This is a genomic window from Bradyrhizobium sp. JYMT SZCCT0428 (assembly GCF_018131075.1).
Lineage (GTDB): Bacteria > Pseudomonadota > Alphaproteobacteria > Rhizobiales > Xanthobacteraceae > Bradyrhizobium.
Map to the genome: position 1 here is coordinate 13727 of NZ_JAFCLS010000073.1, position 17193 is coordinate 30919.

General features: G+C 61.1%; 16 protein-coding genes and 1 tRNA gene. 9 read left to right on the forward strand and 8 right to left on the reverse strand.

The features are described 5' to 3' along the window. Positions 1-131: 131 nt before the first annotated feature. A complete protein-coding gene (locus tag JQ575_RS40020; RefSeq protein ID WP_212038672.1) occupies positions 132-1250 on the forward strand; it encodes a hypothetical protein in 1119 nt (372 codons plus the stop codon). A gap of 15 nt (positions 1251-1265) precedes the next feature. Here the strand turns inward: JQ575_RS40020 and JQ575_RS40025 are convergent, their stop codons facing one another. Together JQ575_RS40025 and JQ575_RS40030 are read right to left on the reverse strand one after the other, a co-directional pair. Beyond that, the gene (locus tag JQ575_RS40025) at positions 1266-2447 is read right to left on the reverse strand and encodes a MalY/PatB family protein (protein ID WP_212038673.1); all 1182 of its coding nucleotides are present in this window, start codon (positions 2445-2447) and stop codon (positions 1266-1268) included. Positions 2448-2541: 94 nt separating this feature from the next. Continuing rightward, positions 2542-4323 (reverse strand): acyl-CoA dehydrogenase, encoded by a 1782-nt coding sequence (locus JQ575_RS40030; protein WP_212038674.1) that lies wholly within the window; start codon positions 4321-4323, stop codon positions 2542-2544. Positions 4324-4708: 385 nt separating this feature from the next. Here JQ575_RS40030 and JQ575_RS40035 point away from each other — a divergent pair. Further along, a tRNA-Gln gene (locus JQ575_RS40035) sits at positions 4709-4783 on the forward strand. Positions 4784-5052: 269 nt separating this feature from the next. Here the strand turns inward: JQ575_RS40035 and JQ575_RS45290 are convergent. From JQ575_RS45290 to JQ575_RS40060, 6 genes are all read right to left on the reverse strand, one after another. Beyond that, positions 5053-5175, reverse strand: a complete 123-nt coding sequence (locus JQ575_RS45290; protein WP_249167217.1) for a DUF6527 family protein — start codon at positions 5173-5175, stop codon at positions 5053-5055. 42 nt (positions 5176-5217) lie between these two features. After that, positions 5218-5667: a CoA-binding protein gene (locus JQ575_RS40040; protein WP_212038675.1), complete on the reverse strand. Its 450-nt coding sequence runs from the start codon at positions 5665-5667 to the stop codon at positions 5218-5220. Continuing rightward, the gene (locus JQ575_RS40045; protein WP_212038676.1) at positions 5657-6043 is read right to left on the reverse strand and encodes a 2Fe-2S iron-sulfur cluster-binding protein; all 387 of its coding nucleotides are present in this window, start codon (positions 6041-6043) and stop codon (positions 5657-5659) included. The genes JQ575_RS40040 and JQ575_RS40045 overlap by 11 nt, the downstream gene beginning before the upstream one ends. Positions 6044-6047: 4 nt before the next feature. Next, a complete protein-coding gene (locus tag JQ575_RS40050) occupies positions 6048-7412 on the reverse strand; it encodes a selenium-binding family protein (RefSeq protein WP_212038677.1) in 1365 nt (454 codons plus the stop codon). Positions 7413-7498: 86 nt separating this feature from the next. Continuing rightward, positions 7499-8758, reverse strand: coding sequence for an NAD(P)-binding domain-containing protein (locus JQ575_RS40055; RefSeq protein ID WP_283842695.1), 1260 nt, complete (start codon positions 8756-8758; stop codon positions 7499-7501). A 27-nt stretch (positions 8759-8785) separates the two neighbouring features. Next, entirely contained in the window at positions 8786-9346 is a 561-nt protein-coding gene (locus tag JQ575_RS40060) for an OsmC family protein (RefSeq protein ID WP_212038679.1), read from the reverse strand. A 154-nt stretch (positions 9347-9500) separates the two neighbouring features. Here JQ575_RS40060 and JQ575_RS40065 point away from each other — a divergent pair, with 154 nt between their 5' ends. The 7 genes from JQ575_RS40065 (at position 9501) to JQ575_RS40095 (ending at position 17155) form a co-directional block, all read left to right on the forward strand. Next, a complete protein-coding gene (locus JQ575_RS40065) occupies positions 9501-10217 on the forward strand; it encodes an adenylate/guanylate cyclase domain-containing protein (RefSeq protein WP_212038680.1) in 717 nt (238 codons plus the stop codon). 107 nt (positions 10218-10324) lie between these two features. After that, the gene (locus tag JQ575_RS40070) at positions 10325-11071 is read left to right on the forward strand and encodes an alpha/beta fold hydrolase (RefSeq protein ID WP_212038681.1); all 747 of its coding nucleotides are present in this window, start codon (positions 10325-10327) and stop codon (positions 11069-11071) included. A 121-nt stretch (positions 11072-11192) separates the two neighbouring features. After that, positions 11193-12431, forward strand: a complete 1239-nt coding sequence (locus tag JQ575_RS40075) for an NAD(P)/FAD-dependent oxidoreductase (RefSeq protein WP_212038682.1) — start codon at positions 11193-11195, stop codon at positions 12429-12431. A gap of 778 nt (positions 12432-13209) precedes the next feature. Next, on the forward strand, positions 13210-14502 hold the full coding sequence (locus tag JQ575_RS40080) for an ABC transporter substrate-binding protein (protein WP_249167218.1): 1293 nt from the start codon (positions 13210-13212) through the stop codon (positions 14500-14502). Positions 14503-14556: 54 nt separating this feature from the next. Continuing rightward, the gene (locus JQ575_RS40085) at positions 14557-15456 is read left to right on the forward strand and encodes a branched-chain amino acid ABC transporter permease (protein WP_212038684.1); all 900 of its coding nucleotides are present in this window, start codon (positions 14557-14559) and stop codon (positions 15454-15456) included. Then, a complete protein-coding gene (locus JQ575_RS40090) occupies positions 15456-16412 on the forward strand; it encodes a branched-chain amino acid ABC transporter permease (RefSeq protein WP_212038685.1) in 957 nt (318 codons plus the stop codon). The genes JQ575_RS40085 and JQ575_RS40090 overlap by 1 nt, the downstream gene beginning before the upstream one ends. Next, positions 16412-17155 (forward strand): ABC transporter ATP-binding protein, encoded by a 744-nt coding sequence (locus JQ575_RS40095; protein WP_212038686.1) that lies wholly within the window; start codon positions 16412-16414, stop codon positions 17153-17155. Before JQ575_RS40090 ends, JQ575_RS40095 begins: the two co-directional genes overlap by 1 nt. Positions 17156-17193 lie beyond the last annotated feature (38 nt).

The window sequence follows — 17193 nt, forward strand, 5'->3', positions numbered from 1 at the left end:
GGGGGCTGGAAGTCGTCGATCTCACGCAAATCCGCCGGTCGCTCTTGGGGAAATCTTGGGCAGGGTCTTAGGCAAAGTCTTAAGGCAGGCACTTGGGGCGCAGGCGACATTGGATGGAGTACGGAGCGCCGATGCAATCGATGCAGAAACCGAAGCCAACCGATGATCCGCACGATATCCTCGTGGTCGCACCCGATGCCGTCAGCGTCGCACCCGATCCCATCAGGGTCGCATCCGATCCCGTCCGGGTCGCACCCGATCCCGTCAGGGTCACACCTGATCCCGTCAAGGTAGCGCCTGCGGAGGAGGAATTTTCCGGCCTGCCGCCCGAAGCCGTGCGCGCTCCTACGGTGGGTCCGCAGCCTCACATCGAACCGGTATTCCGGGCCGGAGCAGCGGTGCCGCCGGTCGACTCCTCGTTTCGCGCAACCGCCGTCGATGAAATCACGTTTCGCGCAGCCGCCGTCGAAGATGCCCTGATCAAGAGCCGCCGCCGGCCGAAATCGTCGATCGCGAGGCGCGCGATGCGTGCCCTCACGGCGTTGCTGCTGGCGGGCTGTATCGGCGGCGCCGCCATGGCCTGGCATTACCATGCCGAGGCGGCTCAGCGGATAATCGCGGAATGGGCGCCGCTGTTCTCGCAGAAATCATCGCAGGCGCCGGAAAAAACCGGGCTTACCGCGCAGCCGGTTCTGGCTGCTGCGGAGGTCGACGCGTCGAATACGTCACCGGCTCAAGCGGCGCCCCAGGCGCCGGCCGCAGCGCAAGCTGCTGCTGCGCCGGCTGCAGCGGAGGTTGCTGCGACAGCAGCGCCTGCCGCTGCAGCCCCGCCGGCCGCTGCCGCGCCCGATCAGTCGCAATCGCTCGAGACGATGGCGCGCGATCTGGCCAGCGCAAGCCGGGAGATCGAACAGCTCAAGGCCAGCATCGAGCAGCTCAAGGCCAGCCAGCAGCAGCTCGTGGCGATGGTTTCGGAGAAATCTGCCGCGCAAAACGCGCAAGCTAAAAAACCGCCGCCGCCGCCGCGGCCAGTCGCCGCGATAGCGCCAGCGCGCTCGCCGGCTCCGGCGCCCGGGCAGCCGCGGCCGGTCCGGCAGCAAGCCATGCCGTCGGCCGCCGCCGCGCCGTTGTCAGCGACTTCGGCACCTTACGTGCCGCGACAGCTTGAGGCGCAATCGCCAACCACCGCTGAAACGCTGAGCGATCCGGAACTGGCCTCGGTGCCGCGGCCGCCGATGCCGCTGCGTTAGGACGGCGTCCGCAGCTTAAGCCCGGAGGTCTCGAAAGGCGTCTTCCAGCCGATCGAGAGCCTCGGTGAGAATGGGACGCGGCGTGGCGAAGTTGAAGCGCAGCCAGGTTTCACCGCCGGGCCCAAACTGCTCGCCGGGGCTGGCAAAAATCCGTGCCCGGTCCTTGACCCGCGCAGCCACGTCCGCAGCCGCCAATCCGGTTCCGGAGAAGTCGACCCAGGCGAGATAGGTTGCATCGAGCCGCATCGAGCGTGCGCCGGGCGCGGCTTTTTCTATTCGTGTGGTGAGCGTATCGCGATTGCCGGCGAGATAGGGCAAGAGCGCATCGAGCCAGGCTTCGCCGGTTCGCCAGGCCGCCTCGGTCGCGATCATGCCGAAGGCGTTGTAGGAGGCGAGCCCGCTGGCCGCGATCCGCGCGTCGATCCGCTGCTTCAAAACCGGGTTCGACGTGACGCAGGCGCCGACATGGGCGCCGGCGAGATTGAAGGTCTTGGTCGCGGCGAGGCAGGTGATCAGGCGATCGGCGATCTCGGGTGCGGCTGACAGCGTCGGCGTGTGTTTGACGCCGCCCAGCAGCAGGTCGCAATGGATCTCGTCGGAAACCAGAATCAGATTGCGTTCGGCACAGAAGGCGGCGAGCTCACGGATCTCCTCTGATGACCACACGGTGCCGCCCGGATTGTGCGGGCTGCAGAAGAAGACGATTTTGGTTCGCGGCGTGAGTTGTTTTCCCAGCGCATCGAGGTCCATCTCGTAGCGGCCCTGACGCAGGACCAGCTGCGCATCGAGGATGCGTCGCTCATTGGCGAGAATGATCTTGCGGAAGGCATGATAGGCCGGTGGAAACACCACGACTTCATCGCCTACCTCGGTGACGGCCTGCAGGATCAGGCCGAGGCCGGAGACGACACCGGGCGTCGGGCTGACCCAGGCCGGGTCGATCGCGAGATCATGCCGGCGCGCCATCCATTCGGCGAGCGCTGCCGCCCAGCTGCCGGTGTCGGCATAGTAGCCATGGACGCCGCGGGTAACGAGCGTGGACAGCGCTTCGGTGACGCCGGGAGGCGCCGCAAAATCCATGTCGGCGACCCACATCGGAATTCCATCCGCTGCCGTGATCCCCGAATTCTTGGCCATCATGTCCCATTTCGACGCGTGCGTGCCGCGGCGATTAATAACGCGATCGAAATCAAACATCGGGACCGTGGCTCCTGCGTTGGCAGCTTTGCGGCGCTGGCTGCGCCTGGATTGAAAAACGTGCTGCTCTAGTCGGGTTTGGTGGTGGGATGTCCTATGCCAGCAACACCGCATCCGCGCCGTTGACGGCGTCGGCGCTGTCGATGACGGTCTTTTCCAGCGAGGTGGCCTGCACCGAAATGTTTTCGGCAAAGAACCTCGCCAGCGTGACGTAGCGCTGCGGATCGCCGGCATCGCCATTGCTCTTGGCGGCGAGCGCTTCGCCGGCCAGCATGCAGCCGCCGAGCGTCGAGCCGAACAGCCGCAGATAGGGCGTCGCACCCGCGAGCGCGTCGTTCGGCGCGGAGGCGACCTTCTCCAGCAACCATTTGCTGGAACGCTCGAGCGAGCCGAGCGCATCGCGCAGTTTTGCCCCCGTGGTGCCGAAAGCCGGATCGTTCGATAGTTCGACCTGCTTGACGATGCCGGAGAGCTCGTCGATCAGGGCCCAGACCGACGCGCCGCCATTGGCTGCGAGTTTTCGCGTCACGAGGTCGATCGACTGGATGCCGTTGGTGCCTTCGTAAATCGTGGTGATGCGCGCGTCGCGATAGTGCTGGGCGGCGCCGGTCTCCTCGATGAAGCCCATGCCGCCGTGAACCTGCACGCCGAGATAGGCCACCTCATTGCCGATATCGGTGGAGAAGGCTTTTGCGATCGGCGTCAGCAGCGCGCCGCGGGCGGCGGCGTCGCTCCGCACCTTGGCGTCCTTGGCGCGCACCGAGACATCGAGCGCCACCGCGGTGGAGTAGCAAATCGTCCGCGCGGCGGCCGTCAGGCTGCGCATCTGCAGCAACATGCGCTTGACGTCCGGGTGCACGATAATCGCGTCCATCCCGTCGCCCTTCGAGCCGACGGCGCGGCCCTGGCGGCGCTCCTGCGCATAGGCCAGCGCCTGCTGATAGGCGCGGTCGGCGATGCCGACGCCCTCGAGGCCGACGCCGAGGCGGGCCTGGTTCATCATCGTGAACATGCAGAGCATGCCGCGGTTTTCTTCGCCGATCAAATAACCGATCGCGCCGCCCTTGTCGCCCATCGTCATGGTGCAGGTCGGCGAAGCATGCATGCCGAGCTTATGCTCGACGCCGCTCGGATAGATGTCGTTCTGCGCGCCGAGCGAGCCGTCGGCGTTGACGAGGAATTTTGGAATCAGGAACAGCGAGATTCCCTTGGTGCCCGCGGGCGCATCGGGCAGGCGGGCCAGCACGAAATGCACGATGTTATCGGTCATGTCGTGGTCGCCGTAGGTGATGAAGATCTTTGTACCTTTGATACGGTAGCTGCCGTCCGCGGCGCGTTCGGCGCGGGTGCGCAGCGCGCCGACGTCGGAGCCGGCTTGGGGTTCGGTGAGCTGCATGGTGCCGGTCCATTCACCCGACACCAGTTTCTCCAGATAGATCGTTTTCAGCTCCTCGCTGCCATGGGCGTCGAGCGCCTCGATCGCCGAGAGCGTCAGCAGCGGGCAGAGGCCGAACGCGATGTTCGACGCGCTCCAGATTTCGGTGCAGGCGGCGTTGATCGCCATCGGCAGGCCCTGGCCGCCGAAATCTTCCGGGCCCGACACCGCGTTCCATCCGCCCGCGATCCAGCGCTGGTACGCATCCGGCCAGCCGGGCGCGGTCGTCACCTTGTTGTCGGCGAGCTTGATGCCGTGTTCGTCGCCCACCGTGTTCAAGGGCGCCAGCACGTCGGAAGCGAATTTGCCGGCTTCCTCCAGCACGGCCGCGGTAATATCGCCGTCGAAATCGCCGTAATGACCGGCCTGCACGGCGGCCTTGAGGCCGGCGCCATGGTTAAGGGCGAGCAGGATGTCGTTGATCGGCGCGCGGTAGGTCATGTCGGTTACTCGCCTCAGTCGGGAAAGCGGGGGGCCGTCTTCCCACGAAACCGGCCTTCTCTCAACTCTCCGATGGGGCGGGAGGGCCGGCATGGAGAGGCCGGGCGGCTTGAGGCCATCGCGAGCCCGGGGCGTCCACACCGGACGAACCCGTCAGGCCCATTATAAAGGGTCGTGTTTCCGGAGCCGATTCAGGTCCGAATCCGAAGCCTATCCTTTTGTTTGAGCGTGATCTTTCCGGAGAACGGATGCCCACCCCGCATCCCGTGCGGGGCATGCCTGTCCGGATCATGTTCTAGCCGGTTGAAATGGCTCACCTCTCCCTATAGACCCACGTTGCCGGAGGGGAATCCGCCGCAGGTTTCCTGCCGTGTTCCCGGCCTGTTGGGGCGTAGCCAAGCGGTAAGGCAGCGGATTTTGATTCCGCCATTCGGAGGTTCGATCCCTCCCGCCCCAGCCATGCACTCGCTCAACCGGAGCGAGTGGTCAAATAGACACCGGAATTGCCGCAATTTATAGGCTTTTCGCGCAATAGCTCCGAGTCTCCAGGCTCCGAAAAGTGGCAACCCCAGCGAGAATTTGTCGAAAGTCTCCGTGCTTGAACTGCAGAAATTCCCGTTTTCAAGGAGACGATTGGCGGAGACAGGTTCGAGCATCACTGAGCGGTAGACGTGGCAGTGTGCATCGGTTGTGTGATCGCTTCTCTCGGTGCTCCATATAGCGCGGGAACTACCGGATCACGTCTCGACACCATTTCACTCGCCCGTGTCTAAACCAGAAATGCGACTTGCAATCCTTTTGACGCCATACGGAAAGGTGGATGTCGCATCGAGATCGAGCGCGGCAATGCAAGAGTCCGTCACGGCATGGATCATTGTATCCGACGCCAACAAGTCAGATCGGCAGATCAAGCCGAGGTTTCCAGAATGGCCGAAACAGCTCGATCTTCGGGCAGCGGTTCATCACAACCTTCAGGCCGGCCGCCTCGGCCAGCCGCGCGGCCTCATCATTGCGAACGCCGATCTGCATCCAGACCACCTTGGCGCCGATCCTTATGGCCTCCTCGGTGACGGCATAGGCCGCTTCCGAGGTGCGGAATATCTCTACCATATCCACCGGCCGGTCGATCGCGCTGAGCGACGAGTAGACTGGTAGGCCACGGATCCAGCTGTCGGCTTCCTTCGGGTTTACCGGGATCATGTCATAGCCCGTCTCGTGAAGAACCCGCAGGACGCCATAACTGAACTTCGTCGGGTCCGAGCTGGCGCCGACCATCGCGATGGTCTTCACCTCCTTGAGAATTCCAGCCAGATACTCTGCTGGATAAGTTTCGTCATGGTTCATAACCGTCCTCCATGGAACCCTGGCTGCCTGGCAGGTCAGGCTTCAATTCGTCCGGCCTGAGGGGGCTTTGGAACGGATTTCGATAGAGCTTGTCATGACTTTCAACGCCGACATCGAACGTGCAGTCGCTCTTGGGGCGCGCGATGCAAAGCAGCACATAGCCATCCGCCAGCTGTCGACCATTCAGCGCGACACCGGTACGCTGATCGACCGTGCCCGACAACAGCTTGGCGGCGCAGGAAATGCAGCCGCCATAGCGGCAACCATAGGGCAGGCAGACGCCTTGGCCTTCCAGGCTGTCGAGCAGGGGCTTACGCCGATCAACCGTAAAAATCTGCCCGTTCCGGTTTGCCAGCGTTATGTCGACGGTGTCCATGCGCCTACGTCCATATGTCCGAGGTACAGTCGCCTCCCGGATAGCGCGTCTCGTGGCAGCGCGCCGGGCCCCCCGGCTCCTTGCCGAAATCAACAAAGAAGTCCCTATTGATCGACATGCCGCCATTCTTGGGGTCACAGTCGACCATCAGCATGCAGCCGCCGTTTTTGCGGATCTCGGGGTAGAACTGGTTGTCCCATGTCGAGAACAGCGAGGTGGTCACGTAGAGCCGCCTTCCATCGAGCGAGAGCTGGATCATCTGCGGCCCGCCGGTGATCTTCCGGCCATTTACCCGCGGCGCCTCCCCGAGCAGGCCGCCCATCCAGACTTGGCCGGTTAGAATCGGTTTAGACGGATCGGAAATGTCATACTGGCGCAAATCGCCATGCAGCCAGTTTGACAGGTAGAGAAAGCGGTCATCCATCGACAGCAGGATCACGCTGATCAGTCCGGGCACGGGAATGGGCCAGTCCGGGTGGCGCCGGTTTTCGATGTCGATGATCTTCTCGACCACCCACTCACCCTCCTTCTTGTACCAGTGGATGATGTTCGAGGAGAGCGCGGCGCCAACAAAGCCGTGGCTGCTGTCCGGGTTGTGGTGGAAGCGCACCTCCAGCGGAATCAGGCCGTCCTCGCCCAGATAGACCGTCTTCTCGACGCTTTTCTTCGCAAAGTCCCAGAAGTGGATTTCGCGGCCGTATTTGAGGTGGCCGACCTCCTCAAGATCGAAGCCCGGCATGAAGGTGTTCGGCGCCGCCCACTCGGTGGAAACCATGACGTTGTGGCGGGGTTGGTACCAGAAGTCGTAATTGAACTTCATTCCGGCCAGGTCATTCTCCCAGCGGCCGACGATGTTGAAGTCCCGATCGAGATGCAGGAACCCGCCGGGCGCTTGACCCTTCGCATCGCCGAGCATCGAGATGATGATGTCCGAGCCGAGGCAATGCACCGTATGCGGCGCCGACAGATTGGTCTTCGCCTTGATCTCGCGGCCTTCGATCACCTTGTACAGGCTTGGTTTCTTGGGGTCGGTCGCGCAGTCGACGATGTGAAGGTTGGAGCTTCGGACCCCGGGCACGATCAGATAGCGCCGTTCGCGGGTGGCGTCGCCATGGCAAGACGAACAGGCATTCCACCCCATGTGGTGCAACTCATCGCCGATGCCGGGCATCTCCAGCCGACTAATGACCTGGCTGTAGGTCGGGCTGTTAGGATCGGCGTCTATAGTCGCCAGGTAATCAGGCTTCTGGATGCCGGTGCCGATGTAGAGGGCGACCGTGTACAGCAGCAATTCCCGCGGCGCCTTCATCGCCTCCGCCGGCGACGCATAGCCAGGACCGCAGCGCACCGGTGTGCAGCACTCGGCCATGGAGTCCCTCCTATTCGTGCCCCGGGGCATCAAGCCATCTTACGCTGGGATTGATGCGTCCGCGATATGGTTTTCGCGTTGTGCTATCAGGCTGAATTCTGCCTCAGGTACAATGCCAGATGATCACTGAGATCGCGGGCGTCGTCGCCAGCGCCATCGATCAATGTGGATTTTCGGCGACGAGCGAATGGCACGCCCATCAGATATACGCCCTGAAATGAAACCACTCCGCCGTCATGACGGACCATCCCCTTGCGATCGAAAACGGGAAGCTCAAGCCAGGAATAGTCGGGGCGATAGCCGGTGGCCCAAATGATTGTCCTGATCTCTCCATTGGCGATATCCAAAGCAAGCGGCGGAGCCTCCTCGACCGCGGTCGGCGGCAGCCGGTGCGACGGCTCGACCATCCTGTCAAAGCCGTTCGTCTGCGCCCACTCGTCGATCAGGTTTAGGAGGCGGTTCATCTTGAGATCGGAGAGCGCGCATATGTTGCGTAACGATCCAGCGAACTGTGCCTTGCCGCTTCCGGTGATCCCTGCGAGTCGACCGACCAGCCTCACTCCGATCCCGGTGAGAGCATTGAGGTCGAGCGTCGATCGATCGGGTGTGCCGGCCAGTTGCAGCGACGGCACCCGCCGCGCCCGCCCGATGTCGTCGACCTGGTCATAACGCTCGTCGAGGATACCTGCGGCATCCATCCACCACTCTAGGTCCTTGCCTCGATACATTCGGGGAGCTCGAATATGCTCACCCACCGACAGCGTTACCGGGCGTCCGGAGCGGTGAATTTCGTTGGCAATTTGCGTGCCGCTCGAAGAAGCGCCAACTACCAGCACGCCGCCAGCGGGAAGCTGATCGGGATTTCGATATTGCTGGGTGGTGAAAGTCGTCACTGACCGCGGCACGTGATCGGCAACACCGGGTACGCAGGCAATGTTGAACGCGCCCGAGGCAATGACCACCGTGCGGCACGACCAGTCACCCTGGTCGGTTCGCACCAGATATCCGGCCTCGGCGCGGCGTACTGACGTGACCCTCGTATGAGGCCGCACCGGTGCCGAAATCGCCTGAGCGTAGGCCGTGATGAAGTCGATGACTTCGGGCAGCGTCCTGTAGCCATCGGGATCGGGCCCACGATAGCCAAATCCCGGACGGCGGCTCTGCCAGTTGGGGGTCAGCAACCGGAGCGAATCCCAGCGCTCGGTACGCCAGGTATGGGCGACCTCGCTGCGTTCCAGCACCACATGATCGATCGAACGCTCGGAGAGGCAACGGCTCATGGCCAGACCGGCGTGGCCGGCACCGATAACGACTGTGGTGATATTGCGAATGGCGGTCGTTCTCAGTCTAGGCGGAAATGGACCTGCTGCGGCTCAATCTACTACGACCGTGACATTCGTCGGGTTGGTCACGATGTCATAGACTGCCGATCGCTTCTGCGATTGCGCGACGAGAGCCTCGATGTCTTCCCGCTTTGCGTCGGCGTCGATCTTGTAGGTCACCTTGATGCCGCCGAAGCCATTGCGCACCTCGTCGTCTATGCCGAGAATGCCTTGGATGTCCATGTCCCCTTCCAGGGTCGCGGTGACCGAGCGCAGCTGAATGTTGCGATATTGGGCGACCGCGGCGATACCTGCGGTCAGGCAACTTGCCAGGCCAACCAGGACGTACTCGACCGGCGTGGCACCTTTGTCCTCGGAGGCAAAAAGCTCCGGATGGTCAGCATCGAAGGTAAAAGTCTTCTTGTGATGCTGTTCCTGCCCCAAACCGTAAAAACCTTCGACCGTAGAATGACTGTGCGTGCCATCCTTCCACTCGCAGGCGGCGCGCCACTTAAACTGCGCAGCAGCAGGAGCCTTGGTAAGCGCTTCACGGGCCTCAATCAAAGCTGCGACGTTCACGCCGTTATTAGTGCTGCTGCTTGCCTCGGCCATCGGTACCCTCCCAGGCTCGGCCCTAAAATGGGTCTTCCTTATCCAATATATCATCGAATTGGCATCCGACGCAGCCTATTCTCAATGCACAGTTCCCGCCGGAACGTTTGTCGGATATCCTTCTCGCATAAGGACCCGTCGCAGGGTGCCCGCAATGCAGCAAATTGTGGAATGGCTGGAAACGCTCGGCATGTCCGAGTACGCCGGGTGTTTTGCTGAAAATCGTATTGATCTTTCGGTCCTCCCCGACTTGACCGATCAGCATCTTAAAGACCTCGGACTGCCACTTGGCGACCGATTGAAAATGCTTCGTGCGATCCGGGAGTTGGCCGTTGCTCCTCGGGTGTCGTCGGATGCCTCTTCGGGTGAGGGAAGAGGGCAGGACACCACTGCACGCCGCGACGCGGCGCCAGTTCAGACCGGTGCACCGGCCGCCGAGGTCTCAGGGGAACGTCGCTATCTTACGGTGATGTTCTGTGATCTCGTCGGCTCGACAAGCATATCCGCGCAGCTCGATGCCGAGGAGTGGCGCGACCTCGTCAGCGGTTATCTCGAGGCTGCCTGCGCCGCCGTGACCGAGATGGGCGGCCATGTCGCCAAGAAATTGGGCGACGGGCTAATGGTGCTGTTCGGCTATCCGGTAGCGCAGGAGAACGATGCTGAACGCGCGGCGCGGGCTGCTCTCTCGATTCAACGGGCGCTTGCCGCGGTGAACCGCAAGAATGCCGAGATTGGCAAGCCAGCGCTTAACGCCCGCATCGGGATGCGCAGTCCATTCGAAGTGCGGATCAGATTTTGGATCAAAGCGCTACGTCCCAATCGGGGCAAGCCCACTTACGGCGACTACTACATCTTATCAAGTTATGGGTAGACTAGTGAGGGAACGCGCTTGCGTGTAGATTGGTCGCGCTACTTATAATTTGAAAGGAAGTATTTTGGATAGAGCGGGTGCGCGACAGATCGTTGGGGGAATTTAGAATGACCATCGTTCTTGTTCACGGAAGTCCTGAAACGGCGGCCATCTGGGACGATCTTGTCCCGCACCTGCGGGGCGATGACGTTGTTTGTCTGTCGCCTCCCGGATTTGGCTCTGCCATCCCTCCTGGCTTTGACTGTTCCATGGACGCTTATCGCGATTGGCTTGCCGACGAACTCAAGAAGCTGACGCAACCGATCGATCTCGTCGGGCACGACTGGGGTGGAGGACATGTCCTGCGCATCGCAATGGACTTTCCTGATCTTATACGATCCTGGGCGAGCGATATTCTGGGCGGGTTCGATGGAGAGTACGTCTGGCACGAACTAGCGCAAGTCTGGCAGACGCCGGAAGTCGGCGAGCAAGCGGTTGCGCAGATGAAAAGCGCTCCGCCGGAGGCCCGAGCCGAGCGCTACGAGAGCTTGGGCGTTACACCCGAGATAGCCCGGAAAATGGTCGCCGGCGCGAACGCGGATTTGGGAAAGGCAATCCTGGCACTGTACAGGTCGGCTGCTCAACCCGCGATGCGCGATCTCGGGGTTGGTTTGCCTCGGGCAGCCGCTAAGCCTGGCCTGGCGTTAATCGCGACGGAAGATTTCTATTGCGGTGGCGAGAGGCTCGCGCGTCGTTCTGCCGAGCGCGCCGGCGCAAGGGTCGCCGTTTTGGAAGGGGTCGGTCATTGGTGGATGTGCCAGAAGCCAAGACAAGGCGCTGACGCGATCAATGGGTTCTTGGCTAGTCTGAACTAGGTGGGAGGACGTTTCCCGTGGCGACGAGGTCCCGCCTTGATGAACAGCCTGGCGCAGTCGCATGTGGAATTGATCGCCCGCCGATCCGCAAAGCTTGCTCACCATCACAGAGGGGGCACGGATGCGTCATGCAGAACCGGACGTTGTCATCGTCGGTGCAGGAATTGCTGGCGGTGCACTAGGCACTGTGCTGGCGGGCGCCGGCTTCGAGGTGGTCCTGCTCGAGCGCGAAAAAAGCTACCCCGACCGAGTGCGCGGCGAGTTCATGGCGCCGTGGGGTGTGACCGAGCTTGCGAAGCTGGAACTCCTGCAGCCATTGCGCGACGCAAGCGCCCTATTTACCAGGCGAAGTGTTCCATATGACGAGAACTTCGCTCCAGCAGAGGCCGAAGCGCGCGGGCTCGACCTAACAAAGATGCACTCAGAAGGGCTTGGTGGGCTCTGCCTTGGCCACCCGGCGACCTGCGCTATCTTCGCGCAACTCGCCACGGCAGCAGGCGCCATCCTTCTCCGTGGAGCCGGTGACATATCGGTCACTTCGGGATCACGTCCGCTCGTCAGCTGCACATACGACGGCGCGAAATTCGAATTTCAGCCGCGGCTCGTGATCGGCGCTGATGGACGCAACTCGAGCGTGCGTAAAGAGCTAGGCTTCAAGGTGAATGCCGATGAGCCGCGCAATCTGCTTGGAGGTATGCTTGTCAAAGGCGTGCCGTCGTGGCCGCGGGATATGCAGGTGATCGGCGTCGAGGACCGCTTTCATTTCCTAATATTTCCGCAGGGTGATGATCTGCTTCGCCTTTATGGTAGCTATCACTTCGCAGAGAAGGCGCGCTTCGATGGTCCGACTCGCCGCGCAAAGCTAATTGATGCTTTCAGCAAGCTCAGCTGCGTGCCCTATGCCGAGGCAATTGCTGCATCGATTCCGATCGGTCCTTTCAACTCGTTCTCCAATGAGGATCACTGGATCGACGATCCGACCTGCCCGGGTACAGTGTTAATTGGCGACGCCGCTGGGCACAACGATCCGATCATTGGCCAAGGACTCTCGATTGCGTTGCGCGACGTGCGCCTAGTCAGCGAAATTCTGCGCGATGCTAAGACGGGGAGGCGAGGGCCCGATTTTAGGCCTTATGTGGAAGAGCGCGCCGAACGAATGCGGCGTCTTCGCATCACCGCCCAGGTCGTGACCACGCTCCGCGTCGAGTTCGGTCCCGAAGAGCGCAAGCGACGCGCGCGTGTTGGAAAGCGCGTGGCAGAAGGCCAGCTCGCACCGCTCCCTGCGAGTCTGATCGGTCCGGAGCGACTTCCGCCCGAAGCCTTCTTGCCCGAGACAATCGAAAGACTGCTAGCACCCTAACTCTCGGCCCATGTTCGCAGCGTGAGTTAGGACTCTTGCAACCTAGTCAAGCCGGATAATCCAGTCCCATAACGGTCCTGACGACTTCGCCTAAGGCCAATGTTGAGGGCAAACCAGACTGCGCGGTGCGCCATCCAGTGCTCGAAAAACGGCTCCAATTCGCTTTTTAGCAACCTTGGCGAGAAATTGCCGAAAGTCTCCAGCCCAAACCGCCGAAATTCCCGTTTTCGTGGAGACGATCGGCGGAGACTGGTTCGATCGCCACTGGACGGTGGGGATGGCAGTGAATTTGGACCGGTTCAAACCGCTTGACCACGATGCCATGCGATGGCTGTTCTTCTTGCAGGAGCGGACAACGGGACATCGAATTTGCTAAGTCTATTTTGTCCAAGGATTGCTCTATCGGATGGCGCGGCAAGGTATCACAGGGGGCAGTGGTGATGCGACAGCGCATTCGCATTGAAGGTTAGTGCAACCACCCCCTTCAGATCCGTCGCTTCTCTTCCACAGGCCTACGTTGCGAAGCGACGCATTCCACGTGTCGCAGTCGCTAACTCCTCCGAGTGCGGGCTTGTGGTACGATCGGTAAGCTTCATGTGCATTCTGGACCAATCTCATGATGAGAACTGTCAAGCGGCAGAAAGGCTTCCTGCGCGTCACCGGCAACTAGTAAGTGCTGGCAATTTTCCAAAATTCTAAGTAGCGTCGCGGCAAGAAAAATCGCAATGGCCGCCCGGTCAACGCAAGTTAAAAAAGGGGAGATTCGATGCTTTGCTGCTTGAAGGCTGCGTTAGCGGCCGTTATTGCGATCGCAACGCTTACGGACGCAGCGCTTGCGCAAACCAAACCTCAGGAAATCAAGATCGGTATCACCACTTTCCTGTCAGGACCGGCTTCCGTATTCGGCGTACCGGCAAAGGCCGCGGCCGAGATGATTGCAGAAGACCTCAACAAGAAGGGCGGGATCGGCGGCGTACCGGTAAAACTGTCTTTCATCGATGAAGGCGCCGGCGGCGAGGCGTTGGTCTCGAACTACCGGCGCATGGTTCAGGATGAAAAGGTCGACGCGACTTTCGCCTCCATCTCCTCGGGCAGCTGCAATCAGCTTGTCCCGGTCGCCGAAGACCTCAAGGTCATGAACTTCATGTGGGATTGCGGTGCAGCTTCAATTCTGGAGACGAAGAAGTATCGCTACAATTTCCGCACCCAGGCTAACGGCACGCCGGAGATGCTGGCGGTGCTCGTCTATCTCCTCAAGACAAAGCCCGACTTCAAGACCATCGCGGTCGTCAATCAGGACTACGCGTGGGGCCGCGAAAGCTGGGAGATATTCTCCACCGCATTGAAGGCGATGAAGCCCGACGTTCAGGTGGTGGCGGAGCTTTTTCCGAAGTTCGGCGCGCCTGACTATTCCACCGAAGTTTCGCGCCTGCTGGCATTGCGGCCGGATGTCGTTCTGACCACCTCCTGGGGCGGCGATCTCGACACGCTGGTCCGTCAGGCCGGTCAACGCGGTCTGCTGCAACAATCGACCTTCGTGTTGGGCATCGGCGAATCTTCGATCCAGCGACTGGGTAAGGATCTGCCGGAAGGCCTGATCGTTGGTGCGCGGGGTGACCACTGGTTCCTGCACCCCGAAAAGAAGAACGATCCGGCTTTCAAGGCCTTTGCCGAGGCATTCAAGGCAAAGACCGGCGCCTGGCCGATCTACCCAGTCTACCACATGGCGCAGGCCTTCACGGCGCTGCAGACGGTCTATGACAAGGCGATTAAGGCCAATGGCGGCAACTGGCCGACGCGGGAACAGGTCGTGGATGCGACTTCTGGCACCGAATTCGCAACCGGTTTCGGCCGGCCGATCACGCTGAGGCCAGAGGACAACCAGGGTCTGGAAGCGCAGCTCGTCGGCGTTACCAAGTCCTTCCCGGGCTATGACTTCAAACTACTCGACAATATGATGATCTTCGATCCGAAGGTGATCACCAATCCGGCAGGCGTGCGCTCAGTCGAGTGGCTGAAGACGCTCAAGCCGGAATTCGTCAAGATGGACGTGCCGACCTTCAAGCAGTAGTCCCGATCCCCGTCCCCCGGTTTCGCCCGGAGGACGGCTTTCCTGAAGGTTTTCATGAACTCGACTCTCGCCATACTGGCCGTCCTCGACGGGATCAGTTACGCCGCCTTGGTGTTCCTGGTTTCCGTCGGGCTCAGCCTCATTTTTGGTGTGCTGCGCGTGGTGAATGTCGCGCACGGCTCGCTATATGCCTTCGGCGCCTATCTTGCCGCGACGTTCAGCCTCGTGATCGCGCAGGTTTCGCCGTGGCTTACCTATCCCGCACTGCTGGTTGCCTCCATCGTGATCGGCGTCGTGTGCGGCGGTTTCATTGAGCGCTTTCTCTTGCGCCCTCTCTACGGGCGGGACGACGTGCTGCAGCTCCTGATCACCTTCGCAGCCTTCATGATCATGGACAATCTGCAGCGTCTGATCTGGGGCGTGCAGCCGATCTTCGCCGCCGAGCCCTTGAAGCTGTTGCCGAACATTAGCGTATTCGGCGTGAACTATACGTCCTACCAGGTCATCTTGCTGCCGGGCGTAGCGGTGGCAACGCTGTTCGGACTGCGCTACTTCCTACGGAAAACCCTTGCTGGCGCCGTGATTCTGGCGGTCACCGAAGATCGCGAAGCTTCAACCGCCATCGGCATCGACGCCCAGCGCGTCTACTCCATTACGTTCATCATCGGGGCGAGCCTGGCGGCGCTCGGCGGCGCGCTGGCTTCGCCGACCACATCGCTGGTGCCCGGCATGGGCGCCGACATGATCGTGCTGTCTTTCGCGGTGGCAGCCACTGCGGGTCTGGGGCAGATCGAGGGCACCGCCCTTACGGCCCTCATGATCGGCTTGACGCGCGCCTTCGTCATCTATCTGCAGCCGGAGTTCGAAGTTCTCGTACCCTATCTGCTGATGGTGCTGGTGCTTCTGGTGCGTCCGTTCGGACTGTTCGGTGCGGTGCAGGTGAGAAAAATCTGATGGCGGGCCGTATCAAGCCGATCACGGCAGTCGCGATCATCTTCTTTCTGGCCAGCGCGGTACTGCCGCTCTTCGTCGCGAGCTGGGCGACGTTATTCGCGCTCATTCTCGCCAAGGGCATCGTGGTGCTCGGCATCGTTCTGTTGCTGCAGGCGGGACAAGTATCGTTCGGACACGCGATGTTCTTCGCCACCGGCGCCTACACCGCGGCGTTCTGGGGCAAGTACATCGGCGGCGGCGATATCCTGATCTTTGTCGCGCTAGGAGGCATAACCTCTACCGTTTTTGGCCTGATCGTCGGCCTGTTCGTGGTTCGCTACCGGGAAATTTTTTTCGGAATGCTGAACTTGGCATTCTCCATGGTGTTGTGGTCGCTGCTCGAGAAAATGTTCCACTACACTAACGGCGCGGACGGCATCCGGGTCGCCCGTCCTGGCTTGTTTGGATTTTCGTTCACGCCGGAGACGTTCCAATACGTTATTCTCTACGTGAGCCTTTTGGTCGCGATTGCTGCGTTCTACGGCGTGCAACGCTATCTCGACAGCCCGCTCGGTCACATGTTGCGGGCAATGAAATCTAACGAAACTAGGCTCGAATATCTTGGTATGTCGGCGCGGCGCGTACTGCTAATCGGCTACGTGATCTCCGCATTTCTAGGCGGCATTGGCGGCACGCTGGTATCAATCATCCAGCAGATCGCTACGCCCGAGTTCGGCTTCTGGACTAAGTCGGGCGAGTTCGTGTTCATCGCGATCCTCGGCGGCGGCGCCCATGCCTTCGGCGCGTTTGCGGGTGCTGCGATGTTCGAATGCGTGCGGTTCTACGCCGCGGCGCACCTGGCGGACTCTTGGCAGCTCATTCTCGGCGTCGTGCTAATCGTCATCATCCTTTACGCGCCGAACGGCCTGATTGGCCTCCGGCAGCGCTACGGTCAATCCAGGCGGGGAGGGCATTGATGGCCAACGTCCTGCTTTCCGCAAAGAACATCAAGATCCGGTTCGGCGGCGTCATTGCCGCCGATGGAATCGATCTCGACGTCCTCGAAGGCGAAAACCTCGCCATTATTGGGCCGAACGGGGCCGGTAAAACCACGTTTCTCAACATATCGACGGGTTATCTGCGGCCGCAAGCTGGCACCGTGAGCTTTCTCGGCCACGACATTACAGCGCAGCTTCCGCGCACGATCACCAAGCTCGGCATCGCCCGCGCCTTCCAGATTCCACAGCTGTTCCTCGATCAGACCGTGATGGAAAACATGCTGATCGCGGCCGCCTCCCTGCGAGGGCGCCCGTCCGGATTCCAGGCTCTTTCGCGCATGCCGGAAGTGACGGAAATGGAGCGGCTGCTGGATCTCGTCGGTGTCAAGTTGTACGCCGAACGAACAGCGCGAGAACTGCCCGAGGGACAACGCAAGCTTGTCGATATCGCGCTCGCGCTCGCGCTGAAGCCTAAGCTCTTGCTGATGGACGAGCCGACCTCGGGCGTTGCGTCATCCGAGAAGCTGGCCATTATGGACATTCTCACTACGGCGCTCGCAAAGGAGAAAGTTACGTCAGTCTTCGTCGAGCACGACATGGACATGGTAGAGCGCTACGCCAGCAGGGTCGCCGTGTGGAATGTCGGCAAGATCCAGAAGGTCGGCACGCCGGCGGAGGTTCTGGCTGACCCGAAGGTTCGTGAACAGGTGATCGGGATATGAAACCGATGCTGAGTTTCGAGAATGTCAACGTCGCGATT

Coding starts and splice junctions, on each gene's coding strand:
- JQ575_RS40020 (WP_212038672.1), top strand. CDS start 132: ATGCAATCGATGCAGAAACCGAAGCCAACCGATGATCCGCACGATATC.
- JQ575_RS40025 (WP_212038673.1), bottom strand. CDS start 2,447: ATGTTTGATTTCGATCGCGTTATTAATCGCCGCGGCACGCACGCGTCG.
- JQ575_RS40030 (WP_212038674.1), bottom strand. CDS start 4,323: ATGACCTACCGCGCGCCGATCAACGACATCCTGCTCGCCCTTAACCAT.
- JQ575_RS40040 (WP_212038675.1), bottom strand. CDS start 5,667: ATGAACCATGACGAAACTTATCCAGCAGAGTATCTGGCTGGAATTCTC.
- JQ575_RS40045 (WP_212038676.1), bottom strand. CDS start 6,043: ATGGACACCGTCGACATAACGCTGGCAAACCGGAACGGGCAGATTTTT.
- JQ575_RS40050 (WP_212038677.1), bottom strand. CDS start 7,412: ATGGCCGAGTGCTGCACACCGGTGCGCTGCGGTCCTGGCTATGCGTCG.
- JQ575_RS40060 (WP_212038679.1), bottom strand. CDS start 9,346: ATGGCCGAGGCAAGCAGCAGCACTAATAACGGCGTGAACGTCGCAGCT.
- JQ575_RS40065 (WP_212038680.1), top strand. CDS start 9,501: ATGCAGCAAATTGTGGAATGGCTGGAAACGCTCGGCATGTCCGAGTAC.
- JQ575_RS40070 (WP_212038681.1), top strand. CDS start 10,325: ATGACCATCGTTCTTGTTCACGGAAGTCCTGAAACGGCGGCCATCTGG.
- JQ575_RS40075 (WP_212038682.1), top strand. CDS start 11,193: ATGCGTCATGCAGAACCGGACGTTGTCATCGTCGGTGCAGGAATTGCT.
- JQ575_RS40085 (WP_212038684.1), top strand. CDS start 14,557: ATGAACTCGACTCTCGCCATACTGGCCGTCCTCGACGGGATCAGTTAC.
- JQ575_RS40090 (WP_212038685.1), top strand. CDS start 15,456: ATGGCGGGCCGTATCAAGCCGATCACGGCAGTCGCGATCATCTTCTTT.
- JQ575_RS40095 (WP_212038686.1), top strand. CDS start 16,412: ATGGCCAACGTCCTGCTTTCCGCAAAGAACATCAAGATCCGGTTCGGC.